A 21,439-nucleotide genomic window follows, 5' to 3' on the forward strand; every position below is an offset into this window, starting at 1 on the left:
ACTATACAACGGACGAGGGAAGGATGTTAGCTAAAGCGGGGTGATAAAGAGGAGGAACTGCAGGGTGCGAAGGCACCCTGCAGTAAAGTCTTATAGCATGAAGCTGCCCAGCAAGAAGCCGAAGCAGACAGCCAGAACGACACCCAGAGTACCTGGGATGAAGAACGGATGGTTAAAGACGAATTTACCGATGCGGGTTGTTCCGGTGTCATCCATCTGAACCGCCGCAACCAGAGTTGGGTAGGTTGGCAGAATGAACAGGCCAGAAACCGCGGCGAAAGACGCAACAGCAGTCAGCGGGGAAACGTTCAGAGCCAGAGCCATCGGCATCAGTGCTTTAGCGGTTGCAGCCTGAGAGTACAGCAGTGCAGAAGCAAAGAAGAAGATGACCGCCAGCAGCCACGGATGACCCTGGATTACGCTACCTGCAGTATCTTTGATCCAGTCAATGTTGTGAGATACGAAGGTATCACCCAGCCATGCAACACCCAGGATACAAATACAGGCGCTCATACCGGCTTTGAAGGTGCTGGAGTTCAGGATGGAGTCAGTTTCAACGCGGCAGATGATTGTCGTCAGCGTCGCGATGCTCAGCATGATGATCAGGATTGCGTTGGTGGTGTTCATCAGCGGTTTAGCGACCAGGCCAAGGCTTGGGCTGTTGATGATGGCGTATACAACGACGCAAACCACGCCCAGCAGGAACAGCCAAACGGAGGTTTTCGCGCCAGCTTTGATTTCAACTTGTCTTTCACCGCGCAGTTCAACCAGGCCTTCTTCCAGACGTTTACGATAAATCGGGTCGTCAGACAGTTTGGAGTTGAACAGTGCGGTGATCAGGAAGGACATCACCAGAACGGCCAGCAGAGTGGATGGAATGACCACGGACAGCAGGTGAATGTAGCTGATGCCATGACCTTCCATGACGGAAGACATGTAAACCACAGCCGCGGAGATTGGAGACGCCGTAATCGCAATCTGTGCGGAAACCACCGCGGTAGAGAGCGGACGGCAAGGCTTGATACCTTGCTCCTTCGCGACTTCAGCGATAACCGGCAGAGTAGCCAGAGAGATGTTGCCGGTACCGGCAAAGATCGTCAGGAAATAGGTCACGATAGGTGCAAGGATCGTGATGTATTTCGGATTCTTACGCAGCAGTTTTTCAGTTTGATGAACCAGATAGTCCAGACCACCGGCAATCTGCATGGCAGAGATAGCAGCGATAACCGCCATGATAATGGAAATAACATCGAACGGAATATTACCCGGTTTTACGCCAATAGCGGCAAGAACCAGAACACCCAGCCCACCTGCAAATCCAATACCTATACCCCCAAGTCTGGCACCTAAAAAGATTGCCAGCAAAACGATGATAAGTTCTAAAACTATCATATTAGCCTTCCTTGTTGTTTAACAAGTTGATATTAAATTGTTGTTTTTAAGTAACTTCGAGTAAGAAAAAAGGCACGTCATCATGACGTGCCTTCTCCGGTACTACCCTACACGATTACTGTTCGCTTTCATCAGTATAACGTTTTGCTTTATAAGCAGGGTGCATCAGGTTCTGTGCAGAGAAGATATCGTCCAGTTCAGACTCGGTCAACAGACCGCGTTCCAGGACAACTTCACGTACGCTCTTACCGGTTTCGGCACAAATTTTACCGACGATGTCGCCGTTGTGGTGACCGATGAACGGGTTGAGGTAAGTAACGATGCCGATGGAGTTGAATACAAACGCTTCACAGACTTCTTTGTTAGCAGTGATACCACTAACGCATTTTTCCAGCAGGTTGTAGCAAGCATTGCTCAGAATGTGAATGGATTCAAACATTGCCTGGCCAATGACCGGTTCCATTACGTTCAGCTGCAGCTGACCCGCTTCAGATGCCATGGTGACAGTGATGTCGTTACCGATGACTTTGAAGCACACCTGGTTTACGACTTCCGGAACAACCGGGTTCACTTTTGCGGGCATGATAGAAGAACCCGCCTGCAGTTCTGGCAGGTTGATCTCGTTCAGACCAGCACGTGGGCCAGAGGAGAGTAAACGCAGGTCGTTACAGATTTTGGACATCTTAACAGCCAGACGTTTCAGTGCGCCGTGCACCATAACGTATGCGCCGCAGTCAGACGTCGCTTCAATCAGGTCTTCAGCAGGAACACAAGCGAAGCCAGTGACTTCAGCCAGTTTCTGTACTGCCAGCGGGGAGTATTCTTTCGGCGTGTTCAGACCTGTACCGATTGCCGTTGCGCCGAGGTTAACTTCCAGCAGCAGTTCTGCGGTACGACTAATGTTTTTCACTTCTTCTTTCAACAGTACGCTGAAAGCATGGAATTCCTGACCGAGAGTCATCGGTACAGCATCTTGCAACTGGGTACGACCCATTTTCAGGATGTCCTGGAATTCAACAGCTTTTTGTTCGAAGCCTTCACGCAGTTGGTTCAGAGCATCAATCAGTTTGATGATGGATGCGTAAACAGCGATACGGAAGCCGGTTGGGTAAGCGTCGTTGGTAGACTGACATTTGTTAACGTGGTCGTTCGGGTTCAGGTACTGATATTCACCTTTCTGGTGACCCATCAGTTCCAGACCGATATTGGCCAGCACTTCGTTGGTGTTCATGTTGACGGAGGTACCCGCACCACCCTGGTAAACGTCTACCGGGAATTGATCCATGCATTTTCCGTTATTCAGGACTTCATCACACGCCGCGATGATGGCATTTGCCACACTCTTAGGAATGGTTTGCAGCTCTTTGTTGGCCATTGCCGCTGCCTTTTTAACCATTACCATACCGCGAACAAATTCAGGAATGTCGCTGATTTTGTTGTTGCTAATGTAGAAGTTTTCAATCGCTCTCAGAGTGTGAACACCGTAGTAGGCGTCCGCTGGAACTTCCCTGGTACCCAACAAGTCTTCTTCGATACGAATGTTGTTTAACATGTGAACCTTCTTTTTCAAGCTGCCAATGATTTGACTAAACACACAGGATATATGTGATTTCGATTGTTTCTCGACCGACGATTATCCCCTGCATCGGTCTGATACTCGAGATCATATGCTGGTTCAGGATTTCTACCGTAATCTGGATCACTTAAAGCGTGGAATTTACCCCTTATTTATTATTCTGTGAAATGGATCACCCCTTTGTGATTAACCCTAAATATTAGTGTACAAGCCGCTTGAAATTTTGCTAACCACCACAATATCAAACCGATGCGAGTCACATAATTTTCGTACAGGCGTTGAAAAAAACGACTGTTATTAACAGGAGATCCCCTTGCGCTGGATACCACTAATTGCCATTTTTCTCTATGTTTACATAGAGATATCCATTTTTATTCAGGTCGCCCATGTATTTGGTGTCCTGATGACGCTGATTTTGGTTATTTTTACGTCGGTTATCGGTATGTCACTGGTTCGTAACCAGGGATTTAAGAACTTTTTACTGATGCAACAAAAAATGGCGGCTGGTGAAAGTCCGGCTGCAGAAATGATCAAAAGCGTGTCGCTGATTATCGCTGGTTTGCTGTTGGTGCTGCCCGGCTTTTTCACCGATTTCCTCGGTCTTCTCCTTTTATTACCTCCGGTGCAAAAACATCTGACGATGAAACTGCTGCCGTATTTACGTTTTTCGCGGATGCCGGGTGGCGGTTTTAGCGCTGGAACCGGTGGCGGTGAGACCTTCGACGGTGAATTTCAGCGTAAAGACGATGAGCGCAACCGTCTTGATCATAAAGACGACGATCGTCGAGACTGACCCCGCAGGCCCGGTAAGTACTACCGGGCTTTTTTATTGCTTATTTGGCCTCAGCCATTTTCCGACTCGGTAAAAACAGCCACAGCCCAGCCAGCATAATCAGGGCGTACAGGCTCTTCCAGCCAACCATCGTCAGTAGCAGTAGACACAGCAGACCGCCAATGACTGCCAGTGCGCGGTAATGCCCTTTCAGTAATCGACATCCCGCCAGCATGCACAGCAGGTAAATCATAATAAAAATGCCGTTGGCATAGACGATTAACGCATCGAGATTGATTTGCAGCATATAGATGCACAAGGTACTCACCACGCAGCAGCCCAATACGGCGTTTAGCGCATTGCGTGGAAGGTGACGGGGAGACAGACGTGCCAGATGACTCTCCGGTTTATACTGTGCTTGCGACCAGACCAGCCGGGCGAAGCTTTGAATATAAATGTTAAGGCTGGCAAAACAGGCCAGATAACCAATGATGCAGGCGACCCACAGTGCCTGTACGCCAAACAGCTGCACGACGATCTCTGGCAGTGATGCCGCTGCCGCCATCTGTTCGCCGTAGGCGCCAAAATGAAGCACGACGACGGTGCATGCCCAATAAACAGAGCCCGCCAGCAGCAGACCTATCATTAGCGCGCGCGGGAAATCCCGCTCAGGATTTTTGAATTCAGACGCCAGATGAGCAAAGGCTTCAAGGCCAACAAAACACCAGAACATCACCGACAGCGCGGCGAATAGCCCGGGTAGTTCAATATCGCTAATCGCAGGGAAGGGGATTTCGCCAGGTTTCAGATCGCCCGCCCACCAGATAGCGACAATGAGGGCAACAATCAGTCCGGCAATGACCGTTTGCAGATTCGCGCTGGAGCTTGCGCCGCGAGAGCCGATATACCAAACCAATCCCAGCGTACCGAGTTCCGCCAACAGCAGTTGCTCGTCATGCCAGCCAAACATCGCCTGACCAAATCCGGCGGCGATGTGTAATGCCGCGGGCAAGCCGACGGGAATCACCGACAAAAACAGCCATCCGGTGACGCGCTCCAGGCGTGAGCCAAAGGCCATGCCGACAAAATGCGCTACGCCGCCCGCGCTGGGAAAATGGCGACCCAGTATGGCAAAGACAATCGCCACGGGAAAAACTAAAACAATCAGCACCGGCCAGGCCCACAAACTGTTGTTGCCGGCCACCAGCGCAGCCAGTGCAGGGACGGCGAAAACGCCTGTACCTAACAATGATGTCGACAACAGGCCAACGCCCTGAGCCAGTCCCAGCTCTTGTTTCAGTCCGCTCATAAGTTGTTATCCGGTTATGCCCAATGACGGGCTACAGCGCAGATTTTTGATGGTATCACAATCGGATTTGCTTATGACGACGCGGCTGAAATCGTTATGAAATGTGAGGCGCGTCGGCGTTTTGACGGGATTTTCTGCTGATAAAAATTTTTTTTCGCTTGCCCCCTTGAAGGCACAAAACCCCATCCCCATCTCTCTGGTCACTAGCCGGGAAACCGTTTACGGGCCGGCGTCACCCATAACTGATAAAGACTTTCTCAAAGGAGAGCTATCAATGAGTATTCGTCCGTTACATGATCGTGTGATCGTCAAACGTAAAGAAGTTGAATCTAAATCTGCTGGTGGCATCGTACTGACCGGTTCTGCAGCAGGTAAATCAACTCGTGGCGAAATCATCGCTGTCGGTAAGGGTCGCATCCTGGACAACGGTACCGTACAGCCGCTGGACGTTAAAGTCGGCGATATCGTTATTTTCAACGATGGCTACGGTGTTAAATCTGAGAAGATCGACAATGAAGAAGTGTTGATCATGTCTGAAAGCGACATCCTGGCAATTGTTGAAGCCTAATCCGCGAACGACACTGAACATACGAATTTAAGGGAAAGAGAAAATGGCAGCTAAAGACGTAAAATTCGGTAACGACGCTCGTGTGAAAATGCTGCGCGGCGTAAATGTACTGGCAGATGCAGTGAAAGTTACCCTCGGTCCAAAAGGCCGTAACGTAGTTCTGGATAAATCTTTCGGTGCACCGACCATCACTAAAGATGGTGTTTCCGTAGCACGTGAAATCGAACTGGAAGACAAGTTCGAAAACATGGGTGCGCAGATGGTGAAAGAAGTTGCCTCTAAAGCGAACGACGCTGCAGGCGACGGTACCACCACCGCAACCGTACTGGCTCAGTCCATCATCACTGAAGGTCTGAAAGCCGTTGCTGCGGGCATGAACCCGATGGATCTGAAACGTGGTATCGACAAAGCTGTCGCTGCTGCCGTTGAAGAACTGAAAGCACTGTCCGTACCGTGCTCCGACTCTAAAGCTATTGCTCAGGTTGGTACTATCTCCGCTAACTCCGACGAAACCGTAGGTAAACTGATCGCTGAAGCGATGGACAAAGTCGGTAAAGAAGGCGTGATCACCGTTGAAGACGGTACCGGTCTGCAGGATGAACTGGACGTGGTTGAAGGTATGCAGTTCGACCGTGGCTACCTGTCTCCTTACTTCATCAACAAGCCGGAAACTGGCGCAGTAGAACTGGAAAGCCCGTTCATCCTGCTGGCTGATAAGAAAATCTCCAACATCCGCGAAATGCTGCCGGTTCTGGAAGCCGTTGCGAAAGCAGGCAAACCGCTGCTGATCATCGCTGAAGATGTTGAAGGCGAGGCGCTGGCAACTCTGGTTGTTAACACCATGCGCGGTATCGTGAAAGTGGCTGCGGTTAAAGCACCAGGCTTCGGCGACCGTCGTAAAGCGATGCTGCAGGATATCGCTACCCTGACCGGTGGTACCGTTATCTCTGAAGAGATCGGTATGGAGCTGGAAAAAGCAACTCTGGAAGATCTGGGTCAGGCTAAACGCGTTGTTATCAACAAAGACACCACCACCATCATCGATGGCGTGGGTGACGAAGCTGCAATCCAGGGTCGCGTGACTCAGATTCGTCAGCAGATCGAAGAAGCAACTTCCGACTACGACCGTGAAAAACTGCAGGAGCGCGTAGCGAAACTGGCAGGCGGCGTTGCAGTTATCAAAGTAGGTGCTGCGACTGAAGTTGAAATGAAAGAGAAGAAAGCCCGCGTTGAAGATGCCCTGCACGCGACCCGTGCTGCGGTAGAAGAAGGCGTGGTTGCTGGTGGTGGTGTTGCGCTGATCCGTGTAGCAAGCAAAATTGCTGGCCTGAAAGGCCAGAACGAAGACCAGAACGTTGGTATTAAAGTTGCGCTGCGCGCAATGGAATCCCCGCTGCGTCAAATCGTGCTGAACTGCGGCGAAGAACCTTCTGTAGTGGCTAACACCGTGAAAGCGGGCGACGGTAACTACGGCTACAACGCTGCAACTGAAGAGTACGGCAACATGATCGACATGGGTATCCTGGATCCAACCAAAGTAACGCGTTCTGCTCTGCAGTACGCTGCTTCTGTTGCGGGTCTGATGATCACCACCGAGTGCATGGTTACCGACCTGCCGAAAGGCGATGCGCCTGACTTAGGTGCTGCTGGTGGTATGGGCGGCATGGGCGGTATGGGCGGCATGATGTAATCATGTTGTTCTGAATCTCTCAGAATTGAGAAACCCCTGGGCAGAAATGTCCGGGGGTTTTTCTTTTGGTCATCTTTTTAGTATATGATTCAGCTACGGACATAACGTCCAGCTAATTGATTATGGGGAATGACATGCACGTGAAATATTTAGCAGGGATCGTTGGTGCCGCGCTACTGATGGCGGGTTGTAGCTCCAGCAACGAACTGAGTTCTGCCGGACAAAGCGTACGCTTTGTCGAAGACAAGCCTGGCGCAGAGTGTCAACTGATTGGCACTGCAACCGGCAAACAAAGTAACTGGCTTTCTGGCCAGCACGGCGAAGAGGGTGGTTCAATGCGTGGTGCCGCAAACGATCTGCGTAACCAGGCCGCAGCAATGGGTGGTAACGTGATTTATGGCGTCAGCAGCCCATCACAAGGAATGCTTTCCAGCTTTGTTCCTACTGCCAGTGAGATGACTGGCCAGGTTTATAAGTGCCCTAATTGATTACACTTCATCCTGCCTCCTTGTTGGCTGCGCTATGAAACCCCAGTCACATAGCTATCTATGCTCCTGGGGATCTCTTTGCTTGCCGCCGTGATGCAGATTGAATGATTTTGCGTAATGAAAAGCACTTACCAAATTCGCTTGGTCATAGGCCTGATAAGCGCAACGCCATCAGGCATTCTGAACTTTTTGCGCAGACTGGACGCGTAAATGATGTAGTGCGCGCAAGCATTGATCCTGAGTGAGCTTTTGCGCCTTATCACTCGTCAACGTTCTGACAAATACCTGACAGGGTACGCCCGCTATTTTTTTCAGCCGAGGGCTGAAATCGAGAAGACGACGAGTAATGGCTTCGGCTTCTTTGCTGCCGGAAAGGGCGCGAGTTTTTACTACCGATCCACAGAACTGGACTTTCCCTTTTTCATCCTTATAACGATAGATAATCGCCAGATAATGATTAAACAGGTTATGCTTCCATTCTGGTTGTGTATAAGAGTCGTATTCAAGATTGTCGTTTTGCTGGCAATCAACATCATACAGCGGCAGAAAATCCAGTAGTGATGTAATTCGTAGCGCCAACTCCCGCATGCCTGCATTATTTATTGCATGAATAATTGCATGGACCAGCACTTGAATCTGTAATTCATTAACCCGTAGTTCGTGCGTTTTTCCGTCATGCAACGTCAGAGAAAATGTTAAGTTTTCCCCTTTATTATTCACTAACATGAGCGAATTTATGCGAAAGTTAATATCCGCGTTCCTTAACTCATCTTCCTGAATTAAAGGGATATTTTCGTGCATTTTTTTGCTGGCTTTGTCACGTTCTTTTTCATATTGCAAACGAGCGTCTTCGCTAAGCTGGTGCTTTGTATAGAGTCTGCTCTCGAGCGCGATAAGCAGATCTCTTAGTCCAAGCGGAGAGAGAAAAAATAACGACTCTTTATTTCTTGGTTCTTTAATCTTCAATGCCAAAGCAACAAATTCATTCTTCTGACGAATAACACCGGTATTAATACCTTTAATACTGATAGTCATCAAAGGTTCTCCCTAACCATATATTTATTAAAAATCTAGATTTGACCTGATTTATATGTTTTGCAAATAATAAATTGCGCGCCGCGAGTTAAAATAGCACATATTAAAAGTGCGACTCCACCTACAGGGATAGTAAATAATCGCGATCGATAGCGAGTGTCCGAAATCGGACACTCAATAATGACTATTGTTGGCGTAACTGCAGATCCAACGGTGTTTTACTTGGTTCTCCACCAATTTCACGTGCCAGTTTAGGGACCATATAGCCGGAAACCAGTGTCAGCAGCTCACGCATAATACGACGCGCTTCATCGTCGCTGACCATAAAGTGGGCGGCACCCTGCACTTTATCCAGTACGTGCAGGTAATAGGGCATCACACCGGCATCAAACAGCGCGTTACTCAGGTTGGCCAGCGTTTGTGCGTTATCGTTCACGTCACGCAGCAGTACGCTTTGGTTGAGAAGCGTGACGCCTGCAGCACGCAGTCTGACCATCGCCTGGCGAAATGTCTCATCGACCTCATTCGCGTGGTTAATGTGATTGACCAGCAGAATTTGCAGGGAAGAGTGCGCAAAACGTTCAATCAGTCCTTCAGTAATACGTGCTGGGATAACAATCGGCAAACGGCTGTGAATACGCAGACGCTTAATATGCGGGATGTCTTCCAGTTGCGTGAGCAGCCAGTCCAGTTCATGGTCTTTAGCCATTAACGGATCGCCACCGGAGAAGATAATCTCATCCAGCTCAGGATGTGCGCTAATGTAGTCCAGAGCGACCTGCCAGTTGCGCTTATTGCCCTGGTTTTCAGCGTACGGGAAGTGTCGACGGAAACAATAACGACAATTTACTGCACAGCCACCTTTAACCAACAGCAGCGCACGGTTGCGATATTTATGCAGCAGACCGGGAACCACGCTGTGCTGTTCCTCCAGTGGATCGGTGGAGTAGCCAGGTGCAGAAACGAACTCTTCCTGAGAAGTCAGTACCTGACGCAGAAGAGGATCGTCTGGATTGCCTTTTTCCATGCGGGCAATAAACGCACGTGGTACGCGCAGGGTGAAAAGCCGTCTCGCGTCACGTCCGGCCAACAGTTTTTCATCTGCGTCTATATTCAAAAGATGCAGAAGTTCATCAGGATCGGTCACAACATCGGCAAGTTGCGATAACCAATCTTCTCTGGATGGGGTATTTAGGGTTACAATATGCGCCATTTTGTGGCTTAGCTACCAGTTAACAATTTTCAGAGGGCCTTATGGCAACGTACTATAGCAACGATTTTCGTGCTGGTCTTAAAATCATGTTGGACGGCGAACCTTATGCGGTTGAAGCCAGCGAATTCGTTAAACCAGGTAAAGGCCAGGCATTTGCGCGCGTTAAGCTGCGTCGCCTGCTGACCGGTACTCGTGTAGAGAAAACCTTCAAGTCTACTGACTCCGCTGAAGGCGCAGACGTAGCTGACATGAACCTGACCTTCCTGTATAGCGACGGTGAGTTCTGGCACTTTATGAATAACACCACTTTCGAACAGCTGGCTGCAGACGAGAAAGCGGTAGGCGATAACGCCAAATGGCTACTGGACCAGGCTGAATGCATCGTGACCCTGTGGAACGGTCAGCCGATCTCCGTGACTCCGCCGAACTTCGTTGAGCTGGAAGTTGTTGAAACCGACCCAGGTCTGAAAGGTGATACCGCAGGTACTGGCGGCAAACCGGCTACCTTGTCCACCGGCGCAGTCGTTAAAGTTCCGCTGTTCGTACAGATCGGCGAAGTGATCAAAGTGGATACTCGCTCAGGCGAATACGTTTCTCGCGTAAAATAAGATATCTCATTGATTATATGGCGCAGGTTACTGCGCCATACTTTTTCCAGGGCAGGAATGATGAAACGTCTTCTCGGTCTTGTAATGCTCATTTCTTTCACCTGCACCTTGTTGACGGGTTGTAATACCGCGCGCGGCTTTGGTGAAGACATCAAACATCTTGGCAGTTCAATCTCTCACGCCGCCAGCTAATCCTCTCTCATAGTCTTAAAAATGGTTGTTTATCCATCATCCTTGCGGATCTTGTCTATTATTAAGTAGCTATACACAAACAATATTGGCTAGAAAAGGAAGACGTTATGGTTAAGAAGACAATTGCTGCGATCTTTTCTGTGTTGGTACTTTCTTCTGTGTTAACCGCGTGTAACACCACGCGAGGCGTAGGGCAGGATATTTCTGAAGGCGGTAGCGCCATCTCTGGTGCAGCGACAAAAGCTCAGCAATGACCATCAACGGTACGACGTTGTGTCGTACCGTTAATTACCTTTCTCGGGTAGTGAGAGAAACGGCGAGAATCGATTCCCCAGGTGCAGTTTCATGCGGATATTCCGTTTATAGGTGTAGACCGTCTTGCCATGAATGCTGAGGGCGGCAGCTATCGCATTGTTACTCACACCATCCATCCACATCGATAACACTTTCTCTTCCTGGGGCGTAAGCAGCGGAGACGCGTTTTCGCCGATTTCTAAGGTGGGACGAACCTGGAGCGCCTCCTGAATGGTGTTCGAAAGTGCGTTCAGAGTGGCGTGCTTAGTTAAAACCGAATGGGCGACGGATTGAGGGGAAGCAAGAGAGGGATGTAATCTGTCAGCTGATTGCAATAAAATCAGCGGAACGACGCCGCAGCTCATAAAAAAGGGCGTAATTGGCGGGCTGGGATGCGTCTCGCTAATAAAACTGTATAAATCCGCGATCACCAGATGCGGCTTCCACTGCAAAATATGCTCTTTTGCTAACAGGAGGTTATTTATTCCTGATACCAGAAATGAGGAGCTGAACCTGCCGGAATGATTAAGCAAGGCCTCAATCCCTGTGCGAGTATAGTGGCACCGGTCAATCACTAAAATTTTAAGCATAACCTTTTCGCATTCAGAAGAGAGGCAATCGACTTTCTGGATTCAGAAAGCCCTTCATCATAGAGAACTCCGATGAGCGCCAAACGCGGGAACTACGCCGCTAATTATGCTTAATTCTTGCTTTTAGTAGGTTGCGAATAAAAAGGTTGAAATTCATTTTCTTCCGGGCAAAAATGCCATTTCACACATCAGCTTTGCAGGACGACCTGCAAACGCTTCTTTCACCGGGGACGGCCCCATTGTTCTGGAGCCTGATATGTCCTGGATCGTTTTATTAATTGCAGGTTTGCTCGAAGTTGTCTGGGCGATTGGCCTGAAATATACCCACGGTTTTACGCGTTTGACGCCAAGCATTATTACCATTGCGGCGATGATCGTCAGCATCGCCATGCTATCCTGGGCAATGCGTACGTTGCCTGTCGGGACCGCTTATGCCGTATGGACCGGTATTGGCGCAGTTGGCGCAGCAATTACCGGGATTCTGCTGCTGGGTGAGTCTGCCAGCCCGGCGCGTTTACTGAGCCTCGGACTGATTGTTGCCGGCATTATTGGCCTGAAGCTGAGCACCCACTAAGCGCCTGGTTGTTTTACCCAAATCAGTTTATTTACCTCAAACCCTTCCCGGGTCGCGACAGCCAACATTTGCTGTTTTATTTCGTCTGAAATAGTCGGGGTCCGTGAAAGGATCCATAGGTAGTCGCGATCCGGCCCGCAAACCAGCGCGTGACGATATTCCCTGTCGAGCGCAATCACGTTATACCCGCCATAGAAAGGGCCAAAGAACGAGACCTTGAGCGCAGCGCGGTTTGGATCGCCGGTGAAATAGGCTTTACCCTCGGTTTTCTGCCACATTTCCCTGTCAGGGTTATAGCCCTTGTTGATCACATTGATGCCGCCATCGTCGCGCAGGCTGTAGGTTGCGGTCACTTTTTCCAGTCCACGCTCGAATCGATGGTCGAAACGCGCAATTTCATACCAGGTGCCCAGATAGCGTTTGGCATCAAAGTTATTCACCACGGTAACGCCTTTCGGCGGTGTAGGGGTACTGCAAGCAACAACCAGAAATGCAGCCGTAACTGCAGCAACGACGGGCAGAATGCGCATAGTGTTTTCCTTACTGTTTTTTGTTAAGTGTAGATGACAGCAGGAAAAAAAGATCAAGAATGGAGGTCCGATTTACCGGACCTCTTTGTCAGTTATTGCAACTTTTCCAGGATGCGCCAGGCGGCCTCTACGCGAGCCGGGTTAGGGTAGCTTTTGTTTGCCAGCATCACGATGCCAAGTTTTTTTTCTGGCACGAAGGCAACGTAGCTGCCAAATCCGCCAGTAGACCCTGTTTTATGCACCCATGAGGCTTTCACGGCCGGGGCTGGCGGATTTACCTCAACGGCGGGAAGTGCTGCCAGCGCTACTTTGCTGTCGCTACCGCTGATTATCGAGTCGGCTTTCACCGGCCAGTTAAGCATCTCCCAGCCCAGTCCCTGATACATATCGCCAATACGCCAGTAACGTGATTGCGCAAGCTCAATGCCCTGCTGGAGCGTTTTCTCCTTAACCTGGCTGGCGTCCATGTTGGCCTGAACCCAACGAGTCATATCGACGACGCTGGATTTCACGCCATAGGCTTCGGCATCAAGTTGTCCGGGGGAAACATGCACTGGCTTTCCTTCGCGATAGCCCCAGGCATAATCTTTTTGTTCGCTCTGTGGAACCGTAATCCAGGTATGCGCCAGTTTTAAAGGCTGCAGGACGCGTCTGGTTAGCGCCTCTTCATAGCTCATCCCTGAAGGTTTCACCGCCAGTGCGCCAAACAGGCCAATACTGGAGTTAGCATAGAGACGTTTAGCGCCTGGAGCCCATTGCGGCTGCCAGTTTTGATAAAAGCGCAGTAATGCGGCTTTATCCGTAACGTCGTCGGGGATCTGAAGCGGCAGACCACCCGCCGTATAGGTGGCTAAGTGCAGCATGCTGATACCCCGCCATTGTTTGCCCGTCAATTCTGGCCAGTATTGCGTGACCGGATCGCTGAGCTTGATTTCGCCGCGGGCGATAGCATCGCCACCCAACACGCCGTTGAACGTCTTACTGACCGAGCCAAGTTCAAACAGTGTTTGCTGAGTAACGGGACGGTTATTGGCGATATCGGCTTTACCCCAGGTAAAGTAATACGGTTTCCCCTGGTAGATAATCGCCACGGCCATACCCGGAATAGCCTGTTCTTGCATCAGCGGTGTGATGGTGCGATTAACGATATCGGCAATGTGTTGTTCTGTTTTTGACGCGGCAAACGTTGAGAAAGAGGCTGTCAGCAGCAACGCGCAGCATATTGATTTTTTCATCATGAAATCAGTTCCGTTATAAAAAGCGAAAGAGTGTCCGGGCCCGTCAGACGCAATCAGTGTGTTTGATTTGCATCGTGTTGACAAACGGTTAAATTTAGCAGCAGATATAAGTTTTTCTAACAGGCCAGATGATGACGCGTCGCTATATCCCTCTAAACTCGCTGCGTGCTTTTGAAGCAGCGGCCAGACATCTCAGCTTGACCCGTGCTGCGATTGAACTCAACGTGACGCATTCTGCAATTAGCCAGCATGTAAAATCACTAGAGCAGCAGCTGAATTGTCAGCTTTTCGTGCGTGGTTCTCGTGGGTTAATGCTGACGACTGAAGGAGAAAGTCTGTTACCTGTACTTAATGACTCTTTCGATCGTATGGCGGGGATGCTGGATCGTTTTGCCACTCAACAGACTCAGGAAAAACTTAAAATTGGCGTGGTAGGGACTTTTGCGGTCGGCTGTCTTTTCCCTCTGCTGAGCGAATTTAAGCGCAGCTACCCGCATATTGATTTGCACATTTCCACCCATAATAACCGCGTGGATCCCGCTGCCGAGGGGCTGGATTATACCATTCGCTATGGTGGTGGTGCCTGGCACGATACCGATGCGCAATATTTATGTAGCGCGTTGATGTCTCCTCTGTGTTCACCGACATTGGCTTCGCAGATTAAAGTACCTGCGGACATCCTGAAATTTTCGTTACTGCGATCGTATCGGCGTGATGAATGGGCGCTTTGGATGCAGGCCGTCGGAGAAGCGCCGCCGCCACCGACGCACAACGTGGTGGTGTTTGATTCGTCCGTCACCATGCTGGAGGCCGCGCAGGCGGGGATTGGTGTGGCAATCGCCCCAGTCAGAATGTTCACGCATTTGCTCAGTAGTGAACGTATCGTCCAGCCGTTTTTAACGCAGATTGATCTGGGGAGTTACTGGATAACGCGTTTGCAATCTCGCCAGGAGACACCTGCGATGCGCGAGTTTTCACGTTGGTTGATCGGGGTATTGCACAAATAAAAAGGCCCGCCACTGGCGGGCCTGAAATTAACGTATGCGATTAGATGGTCAGGATACCAATCGCCGTTACAACGGTCAGGATCGCTGCCAGGCCGTAGAATACCCATTTGCCAGCAGGCACGTGGATTTTCAGGTCATGCATTGCGTGGTGCATACGGTGTAAACCGCACCACAGCGGCAGAACGATCATCAGGAACAGAAACGCACGTCCGATGAAGCTCTGAGCGAATGCCAGTACGCGTTCATAGGTGAAGGCATCAGGAACAAAGCCCAGCGGCAGCATAATGCCGACCAGCAGGATCATCACTGGCGCAATGATTGCGCTCCACATACCGCCTGCACCAAACAGGCCCCAGAATACGGGTTCGTCAGAGCGTTTTGGATTTGGATTAATCATTCCGGACTCCTTACCAGAACAGGGCAACAAACAGTATTACTACTGTCGCAACCACAGTAACTGCCCAGAGACCTTTGATGATCGGCTCTGGCCCCATTTTTTCGTCTTTTACGATGATGTTGGCGGCTTTAGGCGCCAGCTCAAACCAGGTTTTGGTATGCAGCAGCGCTGCTGCCAGGGCGATAATGTTCAGGATCACCACCACCGGGTTTTGTAAAAAGGCGACGAAGCCCATCCAGGACTCTGCACCATGCTTGAGTGCAAACAGGCCGATAATCAGTTCAATGCTGAACCAGACTGCCGGAACTGCCGTGCCTTCGCGCAGCATGTAAAAACGATAAAATGGCAGCTTTTTCCACCAGGTGGACGTCATAGGACGCACATAGGGTTTGCGTTTAGTCGTCATCGTGCACTCCTTAGCGTGGTTTCAGGGTAGCGATAAGAAAGTCTTTTGAACTTTCAACTTTACCCTGCTGAATGGCCGCAGCCGGATCGACGTGTTTCGGGCAGACTTCGGAGCAGTAGCCCACGAAAGTACAGGTCCAGACGCCGTTCGGGCTGTTCAATTGAGCCATACGCTCCTTCTTACCGTGGTCGCGGCTATCTTCGTTGTAACGATGCGCCAGCGTAATCGCAGCCGGTCCAATGAACTCAGGGTTCAGGCCGAACTGCGGGCACGCGGCGTAGCACAGACCACAGTTGATGCAACCGGAGAACTGATGATACTTCGCCATCTGCGCCGGAGTCTGGGTGTTTGGTCCCTGATCCGGTGTACGCGGGTTACCGATGATGTACGGCTTGATTGCTTCCAGACTTTCGATAAAGTGCGTCATGTCAACGACCAGGTCGCGCTCGATCGGGAAGTTGCCCAGCGCTTCAACCTTCATACCGCTGGTGTAATCACGCAGGAAGGTTTTGCACGCCAGTTTTGGCACATTGTTGACCATCATGCCGCAGGAGCCGCAGATCGCCATACGGCAGGACCAGCGGTAGCTCAGGTCCGGCGCCAGGTTATCTTTGATGTAGCCCAGCGCATCCAGCAGTGACGTGGTTTCATCATAAGGAACTTCGTAGAAAGCACTGTGCGGCGCGGTATCGGTTTCCGGGTTATAGCGCACCACCTCAACTTTCAGGTTTTTCATCTCAGCCATTCGCCTTCTCCTTCTTATCGGCTGCTTCCGCTTCGCCACCGTAAACACGTTTAGCCGGTGGCAGAGTGGTGATTTTCACGTCGCTGTATTCCAGGCGAGTCGTGCCGTCAGCATCGCGGAAGGCGAGGGTGTGTTTGAGGAAGTTCACGTCGTCACGCTCGGTGCAGCCTTCATCCAGACGCTGGTGCGCGCCGCGGGATTCTTTACGTGCCAGAGCGGAGTGCGCCATACATTCAGCAACGTTCAGACCGTGACCCAGTTCGATGGTGTACAGCAGGTCGGTGTTGAAGACGCTGGAAGTATCAGTGATACGTACGCGCTTGAAGCGCTCCTGCAGTTCCGCCAGCTTATCAACGGTTTTCTGCATGAGTTCCGGCGTACGGTAGATACCGCAACCTTCTTCCATGGAAATACCCATTTCGTCACGGATCTTAGACCAGTTTTCGTTACCTTCCTGGTTAACCAGATCTTTCAAGCGTTTTTCAACGCCAGCAACCTGTGCATCCAGAGCAGCACTGTTTGCAGCGCCAGCCGTTGCAGCGCGTTCCGCAGCTTGTTCACCGGCCATACGACCGAAGACCACCAGTTCCGCCAGAGAGTTGGAGCCCAGACGGTTAGCGCCATGCAGACCAACAGAGGAACATTCGCCGACAGCGAACAGACCTTTAATGCGGGTTTCACAGTGCTGATCGGTTTCGATACCGCCCATGGTGTAGTGTGCTGTCGGACGTACCGGGATCGGTTCTTTAACCGGATCGACACCCACATAGGCTTTCGCCAGTTCGCAGATGAACGGTAAACGTTCGAGCAGTTTTTTCTCGCCGAGGTGACGCAGGTCGAGGTGAACAACATCGCCACGCGGAGTGGAAATGGTGTTGCCTTTGCGCCATTCGTGCCAGAAAGCCTGAGAAACTTTGTCGCGCGGACCGAGTTCCATATATTTGTTTTTCGGCTCGCCCAGCGGAGTTTCTGGGCCCATGCCGTAGTCTTGCAGATAACGGTAGCCGTTTTTGTTGACCAGAATACCGCCTTCACCGCGGCAGCCTTCAGTCATCAGGATACCGGAACCTGGCAGACCCGTCGGGTGATACTGAACGAATTCCATATCACGCAGTGGAACGCCATGGCTAAGTGCCATGCCCATACCGTCGCCGGTTACGATGCCGCCGTTGGTGTTGTAACGGTAAACACGACCTGCACCGCCCGTCGCCATCACAACGGCGTTAGCACGGATCTGCACCAGCGTGCCTTCCATCATGTTCATGGCTACCAGGCCGCGAGCATGACCATCGTCAACAAGGATATCCAGAACGAAGTGTTCATCAAAGCGCTGAATCTGCGGGAACTGCAAAGATGTTTGGAACAGCGTATGCAACATGTGGAAGCCGGTTTTATCCGCGGCAAACCAGGTACGCTCGATTTTCATACCGCCGAAGCGACGTACGTTGACGCTACCGTCTTCACGACGGCTCCATGGGCAGCCCCATTGTTCCAGTTGCGTCATTTCAGTTGGGCAGTGGTGGACAAAGTAATCCACGACATCCTGCTCACACAGCCAGTCTCCGCCTGCTACCGTATCGTGAAAATGGTAGTCAAAGCTGTCATGATCCTGCGCGACAGCAGCAGAGCCGCCTTCGGCAGCAACGGTATGGCTGCGCATTGGGTACACTTTTGAGATCAGTGCGATTTTAGCGTTGGGATTTGCTTGTGCGGCAGCAATTGCTGCACGCAATCCCGCGCCACCGGCGCCTATAATGGCAAGATCGGCTTGAAAGGTTTGCACGACATTCCTCCAGATTGTTGTTATTTCATTCCTGCCTGAAATCAGATGCTTCATCGGCTCCAAACAGGTTATGAACGCGTTTCCACTGCTCCTTTATAGGTACAATAGTATAGTCTCAGGGATGTGCGGGAAATTTGACGTGTTCGATTTTTTTAGCGTGTCACAGGGGGGAATTATCATTGAATTTGATTAATTTAATTACTAAACCACCCTATGTCGCTTTTTTTACCCAATTGCTTGTACAGATTACTGGGGCGCGAAATTTGTCTCGTTAACGCGATACGAGTAGACTTCGTGCCCTTGTCTTAAATCGGAGAAACAACCATGAGCGAAACGGCAACCTGGCAGCCGAGCGCGTCCATCCCCAATCTGTTAAAACGTGCAGCAATTATAGCGGAGATTCGCCGCTTTTTTGCCGATCGTGGCGTGCTGGAGGTTGAGACCCCTTGTATGAGTCAGGCAACGGTAACGGACATCCATCTGTTCCCGTTCGAAACGCGTTTCGTCGGCCCGGGGCACTCCCAGGGGATGAATCTCTATTTAATGACCAGTCCGGAATACCATATGAAGCGCTTGCTGGTGGCAGGGTGCGGCCCGGTGTATCAACTGTGCCGCAGCTTCCGTAATGAAGAGATGGGGCGCCATCATAACCCTGAATTCACCATGCTCGAGTGGTATCGTCCGCACTACGATATGTATCGCCTGATGAACGAAGTGGATGATTTGCTTCAGCAGGTGCTGGACTGCTCGCCTGCGGAAAGTCTCTCTTACCAGCAAGCCTTTCAGCGTCATCTGGAGATAGACCCGTTGTCTGCGGATAAAACCCAACTGCGGGAAGTCGCGGCGAAATTGGATCTCAGCAATATCGCTGATACCGAAGAAGACCGGGACACCTTACTGCAACTGCTGTTTACGATGGGCGTTGAGCCGCATATTGGCAAAGACAAACCGACGTTTGTGTATCATTTCCCGGCCAGTCAGGCATCACTGGCGCAAATCAGTACCGAAGATCACCGCGTGGCTGAACGTTTTGAGGTTTATTACAAAGGTATTGAGCTGGCAAATGGTTTCCATGAATTGACCGACGCGCGTGAACAACAGCAGCGGTTTGAACAGGATAACCGCAAACGTGCCACACGAGGCTTACCGCAGCAACCTATCGACACCAACTTGCTGGAAGCGTTAAAAGTAGGCATGCCGGATTGTTCTGGCGTGGCGCTGGGCGTTGACCGTCTGGTGATGCTGGCGCTGGGCGCAGAGAGCCTGGCTGAGGTTATCGCATTTACCGTCGATCGCGCGTAACTGACTCTTCTTCAATACAACGTGGCGGTAAAATCGCCACTTTGTAGCATATTTTTTCATTTTCCCTCTAATAGCCACAATTTAATCCTGGATATTTGATATCGTTCAGGTATCAATTCTGTGTTGATTTATCTATCGCTGAACTCTGCAAAGAGAGCAGTGCCAATCGGTGAGCGGCGTTAGTTAAACGCTTGCCAGAGAAAGGGATGGTTTAATGACCCAAACAATAAAAAAGATGAGCCTGATTGGTCTCATCCTCATGATATTTACGTCAGTTTTTGGATTTGCTAATAGCCCATCGGCTTTCTATTTAATGGGATACAGTGCTATTCCATGGTATGTATTTTCTGCATTATTATTCTTTATTCCATTCGCCTTAATGATGGCTGAAATGGGTTCTGCCTATCGTAAAGAAGAGGGCGGTATCTATTCCTGGATGAATAATAGCGTTGGACCACGCTATGCCTTTATCGGCACCTTTATGTGGTTCTCTTCCTATGTTATCTGGATGGTCAGCACTGCGGCGAAAGTCTGGGTACCTTTTTCAACCTTCTTATTTGGCGCAGACATGACGCAACATTGGCGTATCGCGGGGCTTGAGCCTACGCAGGTCGTCGGACTGCTCGCCGTTGGCTGGATGATTCTGGTGACCTGCGTGGCCTCCCTGGGTATTAATAAGATTGCCCGTATTACGGCAGTAGGCGGAATTGCCGTAATGTGTCTTAATTTAGTTCTGTTGTTAGTGAGTGTCGCTATTTTGTTATTAACTGGTGGCCACTTTGCTCAGGATATTAATTTTATCTCCTCGCCTAATCCGGGATATCAGTCCGGTCTGGCCATGCTGTCATTTGTGGTATTTGCCATTTTTGCTTACGGTGGAATAGAAGCCGTGGGTGGATTAGTTGATAAAACGGAAAAACCCGAAAAGAATTTTGCGAAAGGCATTGTTTTTGCCGCGATTGTGATTTCTGTGGGTTATTCGCTGGCTATTTTTTTATGGGGTGTTAGTACTAACTGGCAGCAGGTATTAAGTAATAGCTCGGTTAACCTCGGCAATATTACTTATATCCTGATGAAAAGCCTTGGGATGACGTTGGGTAATGCGCTGCATCTTTCCCCTGAGACCGCGATGGCGATGGGCGAATGGTTCGCGCGTATTACCGGACTTTCTATGTTCCTCGCTTATACCGGCGCGTTTTTCACGCTCAGCTACTCGCCGTTGAAAGCGATTATTCAGGGTACGCCGAAGGCATTGTGGCCCGCACCGATGACCAAACTGAATGCGGTGGGAATGCCGACGACCGCAATGTGGTTGCAGTGTCTGTTGGTAAGCCTGTTTATCCTGCTGGTTTCGTTTGGCGGCGATACGGCTTCAGCGTTCTACAACAAACTGACCCTGATGGCGAACGTTTCGATGACGCTGCCGTATCTGTTCCTTGCGCTGGCATTTCCGTTCTTTAAATCCCGCACGGGTCTGGAAAGACCGTTTGTTGTCTTTAAAACCCGAGCGGCGACGCTACTGGCAACAGGCGTGGTAGTACTGGTGGTGACGTTTGCCAACGTATTCACCATCATCCAGCCGGTAATTGAAGCCGGGGACTGGAACAGCGCATTGTGGATGACCGGTGGCCCAATCTTCTTCTCGCTGCTGGCGATGGCGATTTATCAGAACTACAGCCGCCGCAAGGTCAACGAACCTGAGTGGGCGGTGGAATAAACATCCTACCTAA

General features: G+C 50.5%; 23 protein-coding genes. 11 read left to right on the forward strand and 12 right to left on the reverse strand.

The window, feature by feature from the left end:
• Positions 1-90: 90 nt before the first annotated feature.
• Together dcuA and aspA are read right to left on the reverse strand one after the other, a co-directional pair.
• Positions 91-1,392, reverse strand: a complete 1,302-nt coding sequence (gene dcuA, locus On2M_RS02765) for an anaerobic C4-dicarboxylate transporter DcuA (protein ID WP_151217313.1) — start codon at positions 1,390-1,392, stop codon at positions 91-93.
• 115 nt (positions 1,393-1,507) lie between these two features.
• Positions 1,508-2,944, reverse strand: a complete 1,437-nt coding sequence (gene aspA, locus On2M_RS02770; RefSeq protein ID WP_016151388.1) for an aspartate ammonia-lyase — start codon at positions 2,942-2,944, stop codon at positions 1,508-1,510.
• A gap of 337 nt (positions 2,945-3,281) precedes the next feature.
• Between aspA and On2M_RS02775 the strand changes: the two genes are divergently transcribed.
• Positions 3,282-3,761 (forward strand): FxsA family protein, encoded by a 480-nt coding sequence (locus On2M_RS02775; protein ID WP_187259229.1) that lies wholly within the window; start codon positions 3,282-3,284, stop codon positions 3,759-3,761.
• A 40-nt stretch (positions 3,762-3,801) separates the two neighbouring features.
• Here the strand turns inward: On2M_RS02775 and yjeH are convergent, their stop codons facing one another.
• Positions 3,802-5,049: an L-methionine/branched-chain amino acid transporter gene (yjeH, locus tag On2M_RS02780; protein ID WP_187253589.1), complete on the reverse strand. Its 1,248-nt coding sequence runs from the start codon at positions 5,047-5,049 to the stop codon at positions 3,802-3,804.
• A gap of 274 nt (positions 5,050-5,323) precedes the next feature.
• Here yjeH and On2M_RS02785 point away from each other — a divergent pair, with 274 nt between their 5' ends.
• The 3 genes from On2M_RS02785 to On2M_RS02795 all read left to right on the forward strand — a co-directional run bounded on the left by On2M_RS02785 (position 5,324) and on the right by On2M_RS02795 (position 7,795).
• The gene (locus tag On2M_RS02785) at positions 5,324-5,617 is read left to right on the forward strand and encodes a co-chaperone GroES (RefSeq protein ID WP_000027827.1); all 294 of its coding nucleotides are present in this window, start codon (positions 5,324-5,326) and stop codon (positions 5,615-5,617) included.
• 43 nt (positions 5,618-5,660) lie between these two features.
• Positions 5,661-7,307: a chaperonin GroEL gene (gene groL, locus On2M_RS02790; protein ID WP_003025464.1), complete on the forward strand. Its 1,647-nt coding sequence runs from the start codon at positions 5,661-5,663 to the stop codon at positions 7,305-7,307.
• 134 nt (positions 7,308-7,441) lie between these two features.
• Positions 7,442-7,795 (forward strand): DUF4156 domain-containing protein, encoded by a 354-nt coding sequence (locus tag On2M_RS02795; RefSeq protein ID WP_151217317.1) that lies wholly within the window; start codon positions 7,442-7,444, stop codon positions 7,793-7,795.
• 171 nt (positions 7,796-7,966) lie between these two features.
• Here the strand turns inward: On2M_RS02795 and yjeJ are convergent, their stop codons facing one another.
• Entirely contained in the window at positions 7,967-8,830 is an 864-nt protein-coding gene (yjeJ, locus tag On2M_RS02800) for a YjeJ family protein (RefSeq protein WP_187259227.1), read from the reverse strand.
• A gap of 184 nt (positions 8,831-9,014) precedes the next feature.
• Entirely contained in the window at positions 9,015-10,043 is a 1,029-nt protein-coding gene (epmB, locus tag On2M_RS02805; protein ID WP_210904340.1) for an EF-P beta-lysylation protein EpmB, read from the reverse strand.
• 41 nt (positions 10,044-10,084) lie between these two features.
• Between epmB and efp the strand changes: the two genes are divergently transcribed.
• From efp to ecnB, 3 genes are all read left to right on the forward strand, one after another.
• Positions 10,085-10,651, forward strand: coding sequence for an elongation factor P (gene efp, locus On2M_RS02810; protein WP_003025478.1), 567 nt, complete (start codon positions 10,085-10,087; stop codon positions 10,649-10,651).
• 57 nt (positions 10,652-10,708) lie between these two features.
• Positions 10,709-10,843, forward strand: a complete 135-nt coding sequence (locus On2M_RS02815; RefSeq protein ID WP_151217320.1) for an entericidin A/B family lipoprotein — start codon at positions 10,709-10,711, stop codon at positions 10,841-10,843.
• A gap of 107 nt (positions 10,844-10,950) precedes the next feature.
• Positions 10,951-11,097: a lipoprotein toxin entericidin B gene (gene ecnB / locus On2M_RS02820; RefSeq protein ID WP_003025482.1), complete on the forward strand. Its 147-nt coding sequence runs from the start codon at positions 10,951-10,953 to the stop codon at positions 11,095-11,097.
• Positions 11,098-11,127: 30 nt separating this feature from the next.
• Here ecnB and On2M_RS02825 read toward each other — a convergent pair whose 3' ends face one another.
• Entirely contained in the window at positions 11,128-11,727 is a 600-nt protein-coding gene (locus tag On2M_RS02825; RefSeq protein ID WP_151224454.1) for a LuxR C-terminal-related transcriptional regulator, read from the reverse strand.
• Positions 11,728-11,983: 256 nt separating this feature from the next.
• Here On2M_RS02825 and sugE point away from each other — a divergent pair, with 256 nt between their 5' ends.
• Positions 11,984-12,301 (forward strand): quaternary ammonium compound efflux SMR transporter SugE, encoded by a 318-nt coding sequence (gene sugE, locus On2M_RS02830; RefSeq protein WP_000118520.1) that lies wholly within the window; start codon positions 11,984-11,986, stop codon positions 12,299-12,301.
• Here the strand turns inward: sugE and On2M_RS02835 are convergent.
• Entirely contained in the window at positions 12,298-12,831 is a 534-nt protein-coding gene (locus On2M_RS02835) for a lipocalin family protein (protein WP_151217324.1), read from the reverse strand. The genes sugE and On2M_RS02835 overlap by 4 nt on opposite strands.
• A gap of 92 nt (positions 12,832-12,923) precedes the next feature.
• On the reverse strand, positions 12,924-14,069 hold the full coding sequence (locus tag On2M_RS02840; protein WP_187259226.1) for a class C beta-lactamase CMY-179: 1,146 nt from the start codon (positions 14,067-14,069) through the stop codon (positions 12,924-12,926).
• Between the two features lie 131 nt (positions 14,070-14,200).
• Between On2M_RS02840 and ampR the strand changes: the two genes are divergently transcribed.
• On the forward strand, positions 14,201-15,076 hold the full coding sequence (gene ampR / locus On2M_RS02845; RefSeq protein ID WP_210904342.1) for a LysR family transcriptional regulator: 876 nt from the start codon (positions 14,201-14,203) through the stop codon (positions 15,074-15,076).
• Between the two features lie 40 nt (positions 15,077-15,116).
• On the opposite strand, the gene frdD is transcribed toward ampR, so the two are convergent.
• From frdD to frdA, 4 genes are read right to left on the reverse strand one after another with little or no spacing between them, the layout of a single operon-like run.
• Positions 15,117-15,473 carry a fumarate reductase subunit FrdD gene (gene frdD / locus On2M_RS02850; protein WP_103768662.1) on the reverse strand — a complete coding sequence of 119 codons (357 nt, stop codon included), beginning with the start codon at positions 15,471-15,473 and terminating at the stop codon, positions 15,117-15,119.
• A 10-nt stretch (positions 15,474-15,483) separates the two neighbouring features.
• The gene (gene frdC, locus On2M_RS02855) at positions 15,484-15,879 is read right to left on the reverse strand and encodes a fumarate reductase subunit FrdC (RefSeq protein ID WP_016151401.1); all 396 of its coding nucleotides are present in this window, start codon (positions 15,877-15,879) and stop codon (positions 15,484-15,486) included.
• A 10-nt stretch (positions 15,880-15,889) separates the two neighbouring features.
• Entirely contained in the window at positions 15,890-16,624 is a 735-nt protein-coding gene (frdB, locus tag On2M_RS02860; RefSeq protein WP_137384014.1) for a fumarate reductase iron-sulfur protein, read from the reverse strand.
• Positions 16,617-18,407, reverse strand: coding sequence for a fumarate reductase (quinol) flavoprotein subunit (gene frdA / locus On2M_RS02865; protein WP_048212906.1), 1,791 nt, complete (start codon positions 18,405-18,407; stop codon positions 16,617-16,619). The genes frdB and frdA overlap by 8 nt, the downstream gene beginning before the upstream one ends.
• A gap of 324 nt (positions 18,408-18,731) precedes the next feature.
• On the opposite strand from frdA, the gene epmA reads away from it, so the two are divergent.
• Positions 18,732-19,709, forward strand: a complete 978-nt coding sequence (epmA, locus tag On2M_RS02870) for an elongation factor P--(R)-beta-lysine ligase (RefSeq protein ID WP_016149440.1) — start codon at positions 18,732-18,734, stop codon at positions 19,707-19,709.
• 214 nt (positions 19,710-19,923) lie between these two features.
• Complete coding sequence (yjeM, locus tag On2M_RS02875; protein ID WP_210904344.1) at positions 19,924-21,426, forward strand: glutamate/gamma-aminobutyrate family transporter YjeM; 1,503 nt, start codon at positions 19,924-19,926, stop codon at positions 21,424-21,426.
• Positions 21,427-21,439: the final 13 nt, after the last annotated feature.

This window comes from Citrobacter sp. On2M, assembly GCF_018035235.1.
Taxonomy (GTDB): domain Bacteria; phylum Pseudomonadota; class Gammaproteobacteria; order Enterobacterales; family Enterobacteriaceae; genus Citrobacter; species Citrobacter meridianamericanus.